Genomic DNA, 3,829 nt, shown 5'->3' on the forward strand with positions numbered 1-3,829 from the left:
GCGGCGCACCAGGACGGGCGGCGCACCAGGACGGGCGGCGCGTCAGGACCGGCCGCGGGCCGTCGCGGTCGGCGTACCCGTGGCGGTCGGCGTGCCCGCCCGGGGGGCGGTGCCGCGACCCCGCAGCACGGCGGCGGCGAGGAAGGCGGCGGCCAGGACGATCTCGAGGATCCAGTAGGTGGCGCCCGTCGTGCCCTGGAGGAGCAGGAGGCCGTAGGCACCCTCGGCGGCCAGGACGAGGCTCAGCACGGCCGTGCCGACGACGACCCAGCTGCGACCCGCGTGCCGCACGAGCGCGGCCGCGAGCCCGATCACGGGGCCGGCGACGAGGCCGATCGGGATCCACATGGACGAGAGCGGGTCCGCGAGGAAGTACCCGCGCCAGAGGCTCACGACGCCGTACGCCTCGACCATGCTGACGAAGGAGACGGCGCCGAGCAGCGCGCCGAGCGGTGGGCGGGCACCGGAGGCCCACACCGCGAGGAAGGCGAGCATGCTCCAGCCGCCCGCGGAGTTCGCGAACGGCCGGACGGGGTCGGGCAGGAAGCCCTGGGCGGGGCTCGTGAGGCCGCCGACGAGGAGGCTCGTCACGAGGACGATCGCGACGGCGCGGAGCGCGGTGCGCCCCGTCTCGCGGGTCGGAGGGCCGGGCGTGGGCGCCGGGCGGGCGCCGGCGTCCCGGAGCGTGGTGCGGGGATCGGGTCGGGTCATGGCCCCACCCTCGCAGCGGGTGCTCGGCCGGTCGTCGGCCGCGGGGAGGATCCGCGTCCCCACCGGGATGCAGGCGGGGTCAGCCGCGCCGCAGCGCCCGCTCCAGGATCCGCACCGCCTCGTCCGCGGGGACGGTCCAGGAGACGGTGGCGGTGATCCGGGCCACGCCGTCGTCGGAGATGCTCGTGCCGGCGAAGTCGACCTGCACCTCCCGCACCTCCCGGCTGATGACGGTCGCGGACTCGGCGGCGGCGAGGATCGCCTCGTCGTCGTAGGGGAGGTTCGTGAGGGCCATGGGCGTCCTTCGGGAGGGGAGGGGGAGGGCGTCGTGCGGTGGCGGCGGGTCAGTCGGGGTGGACGGCGGGATGCGGCGCCGTCCCGGCCGCCGGCTCCGGCAGCAGGTGGAGGCCGGATCCGGTGTTGGCGCAGTCCATGAGGACGTCCACCCAGGCGGGGTTGATGGACGGGGAGCGGCTGCCCGAGAAGCGGAAGTGCAGCGGGAGCTCGGGGGCCACCCACACGGTGCTGCGCCCGTCGCCCTCGGACGCCGGGTACTTCCACGAGAACGCGAAGCTCTCCCGGCGGCGGAGCTTCGCCAGCATGACGATCTGCAGGTGCGCGAGGGCGCGGTCGTCGATGGTGGTGCGCGTGGTGCTGTCGAAGATCAGCTGACCCATCGGGGCGGTCCTTCCGTGTCCCGTCCAGATCGCCGTCGCGTCGTCGGATCGAGCTGATCCCGCGGCATCCACGGCTGCTCGGCGACCCGCGGGCGAGGGCGTCGAGCACTGGGGCCGACATTACGGCACCGGAGGAAAACTGGCCTCCCCGGGAACGGGGAATGGGCGGGCCACGGCGGACGGCCCGACCCCCGCGCGGGGATCGGGCCGTCCGGTGGAGCGGGACCTACGGGGCGAGCCGGTTCGGGCCGCGGAAGAGGTACGTCACCTCGCGCAGGTTCGACTGGTGCAGCAGGAGCATCAGCACGCGGTTGAGGCCCATGCCGAAGCCGCCGTGCGGGGGCACGCCGTAGCGGAAGAAGTCGAGGTACGAGCCGAGCTCCTCGGGGTCGAGGCCCTTCTCGCGGGCCTGCGCCTCGAGCACCTCGACGCGGTGCTCGCGCTGCGCGCCGGTGGTGATCTCGACGCCGTTCCAGATCAGGTCGTAGCTGTTCGTGATCGTCGGGTCCTCGGCGTTCCGCATGTGGTAGAACGGCCGGATCGACGACGGGTAGTCCGTGAGGAACACGAACTCGTGGCCGAGCTCCTCCATCACGTGCGCCGCGATCTGGCGCTCGCCCTCGGGGTCGAGGTCGTCGTCCGCGCGGTCGATCACGTGGCCGCGCTTCGCGACGATGTCCTTCGCCTCGAGCAGCGGGATCCGCGGGAACGGCACGGTGGGCACCGTCACCTCCACGTCGAACAGCTCGCGGATCTCGTCGCCGTGCTTCTCCTTCACCGCGGTGAGCGCGGCGACGATGAGCTGCTCCTGCAGCCGGGCGACGTCCTCGTGGCTCTCGATCCAGCTGATCTCGGCGTCCACCGAGGTGAACTCCGTGGCGTGGCGCGAGGTGAAGGAGGGGTCGGCGCGGAAGGCCGGGCCCACCTCGAACATCTTGCCGAAGCCCGCGGACTGCGCCATCTGCTTGAAGAACTGCGGGCTCTGCGCGAGGTACGCGACGCCGTCGAAGTAGTCGACCTTGAACAGCTCGGCGTTCGACTCGGAGGGCGTGGCCATGAGCTTGGGAGAGAAGACCTCGATGAAGTCGTGCTCCACCCAGTAGGTGCGCAGCGCGTGCACGAGCGTGGTCTGCACGCGGAAGATCAGCGAGTTGCGCGGCGCGCGCAGGTCGATGAAGCGCCAGTCGAGGCGCTTGTCGATGGACGAGTCGGCCGCGATGGGCGTCTCGGGGATGGCCGCGCCGGCGACATCGATGCCGGCCAGGCCGATCTCCAGGCCGCCGAGCTTCACGCGCTCGTCGTGCTTGAGCGAGCCCGTCGCGGTGAGGAACGTGCCCGCGGCGAGGCCGGAGATGGTGTCGGCGGTCGCGTCCTCGTCGCCCTGGCGCTTGTACGTGAGCTGCACCGCGCCGGACTCGTCGCGGAGGATCACGAACTGGATCTTCTTCTGGTCCCGGACGGTCTCGACCCATCCGGAGACGGCCACGTCCCCGTCGTCGAGGGCGGCCAGGTTCTTGATCAGGGTACGGGAGGTCACGGTCGTCGAGTCTATCCGCGCCGCCGTCCGGCAGGTCGCCCCGCGGGCCGCCTAGCCTGGAGGGGACGGCGCCGCGGCGCGCGGCCGCCGCACCCGGTGCAGGGGAGACGCCATGCAGATCGACCTCAACAGCGACCTCGCCGAGTCCTTCGGCCGCTGGACCCTCGGCGACGACGACGCGATGCTCGACGTGGTCTCGAGCGCCAACGTCGCGTGCGGGTTCCACGCCGGGGATCCGCTCGTCATGCTGCACGCGCTCGAGCGCGCCGCGCGGAACGGGGTGGCGGTCGGCGCGCACGTCGCGTACCGGGACCTCGCGGGCTTCGGCCGGCGCGACCTCGACGTGTCGCCCGCCGAGCTCACGGGCGACGTGCTCTACCAGCTGGCCGCCGTCTGCGGCATGGCGCGCACGGTCGGCGCGCGCGTCTCCTACGTCAAGCCGCACGGCGCCCTCTACAACCGGATAGCGCACGACCCCGTGCAGGCGCAGGCCGTGGTCGACGCCGTGGTCGCGCTGGATCCCGGCCTCCCCGTGCTCGGCCTCCCCGGCTCCGAGATCCTCCGGCTGGCCGGGGCGGCCGGCCTCCCGACGCGGGTCGAGGCCTTCACCGACCGGGCGTACACGCCGGAGGGAGCGCTCGTGTCCCGGCGGCAGGGGGGATCGGTCATCCACGACCCCGCGGAGGTCGCGGCGCGCTCGGTGCGGATGGCGACCGAGGGCACGGTCGCGGCGATCGACGGGTCCGTGGTGCGGCTCGACCCCGACTCCCTCTGCCTGCACAGCGACACCCCGGGCGCCGTGGTCCTGGCGCGCGCCGTGCGGGACGCGCTCGAGGCCGCGGGCGTCGAGGTGCGCCCGGTGCCGGACGCCGTCGGCGGAGCGGCCGACGCGGCGTCCGCCCCC

Annotated in this window: 5 protein-coding genes; 1 reads left to right on the forward strand and 4 read right to left on the reverse strand. The window is 73.6% G+C overall.

All coding sequences use genetic code 11. The annotated features are described in order from the left end of the window. Window positions 1-42 precede the first annotated feature (42 nt). From Q6969_RS13920 to aspS, 4 genes are all read right to left on the reverse strand, one after another. Window positions 43-711, reverse strand: coding sequence for a DUF6518 family protein (locus Q6969_RS13920; protein WP_317230973.1), 669 nt, complete (start codon window positions 709-711; stop codon window positions 43-45). A 79-nt stretch (window positions 712-790) separates the two neighbouring features. Continuing rightward, on the reverse strand, window positions 791-1,006 hold the full coding sequence (locus Q6969_RS13925; protein WP_317230974.1) for a hypothetical protein: 216 nt from the start codon (window positions 1,004-1,006) through the stop codon (window positions 791-793). Between the two features lie 49 nt (window positions 1,007-1,055). After that, the gene (locus Q6969_RS13930; RefSeq protein ID WP_317230975.1) at window positions 1,056-1,388 is read right to left on the reverse strand and encodes an ATP-dependent DNA ligase; all 333 of its coding nucleotides are present in this window, start codon (window positions 1,386-1,388) and stop codon (window positions 1,056-1,058) included. Window positions 1,389-1,614: 226 nt separating this feature from the next. After that, entirely contained in the window at window positions 1,615-2,925 is a 1,311-nt protein-coding gene (aspS, locus tag Q6969_RS13935) for an aspartate--tRNA(Asn) ligase (protein ID WP_317230976.1), read from the reverse strand. Window positions 2,926-3,037: 112 nt separating this feature from the next. On the opposite strand from aspS, the gene Q6969_RS13940 reads away from it, so the two are divergent. Beyond that, window positions 3,038-3,829: 5-oxoprolinase subunit PxpA (locus tag Q6969_RS13940; RefSeq protein WP_317230977.1), on the forward strand; the 792-nt coding region annotated here is incomplete at its 3' end.

Origin of the sequence: Clavibacter sp. MX14-G9D (genome assembly GCF_032917815.1) — a bacterium.
Classification (GTDB): domain Bacteria; phylum Actinomycetota; class Actinomycetes; order Actinomycetales; family Microbacteriaceae; genus Clavibacter; species Clavibacter michiganensis_K.

Excerpts from the sequence above, each read along its gene's own strand:
- Q6969_RS13920 (WP_317230973.1), bottom strand. The coding sequence starts at position 711 with ATGACCCGACCCGATCCCCGCACCACGCTCCGGGACGCCGGCGCCCGC.
- Q6969_RS13925 (WP_317230974.1), bottom strand. The coding sequence starts at position 1,006 with ATGGCCCTCACGAACCTCCCCTACGACGACGAGGCGATCCTCGCCGCC.
- Q6969_RS13930 (WP_317230975.1), bottom strand. The coding sequence starts at position 1,388 with ATGGGTCAGCTGATCTTCGACAGCACCACGCGCACCACCATCGACGAC.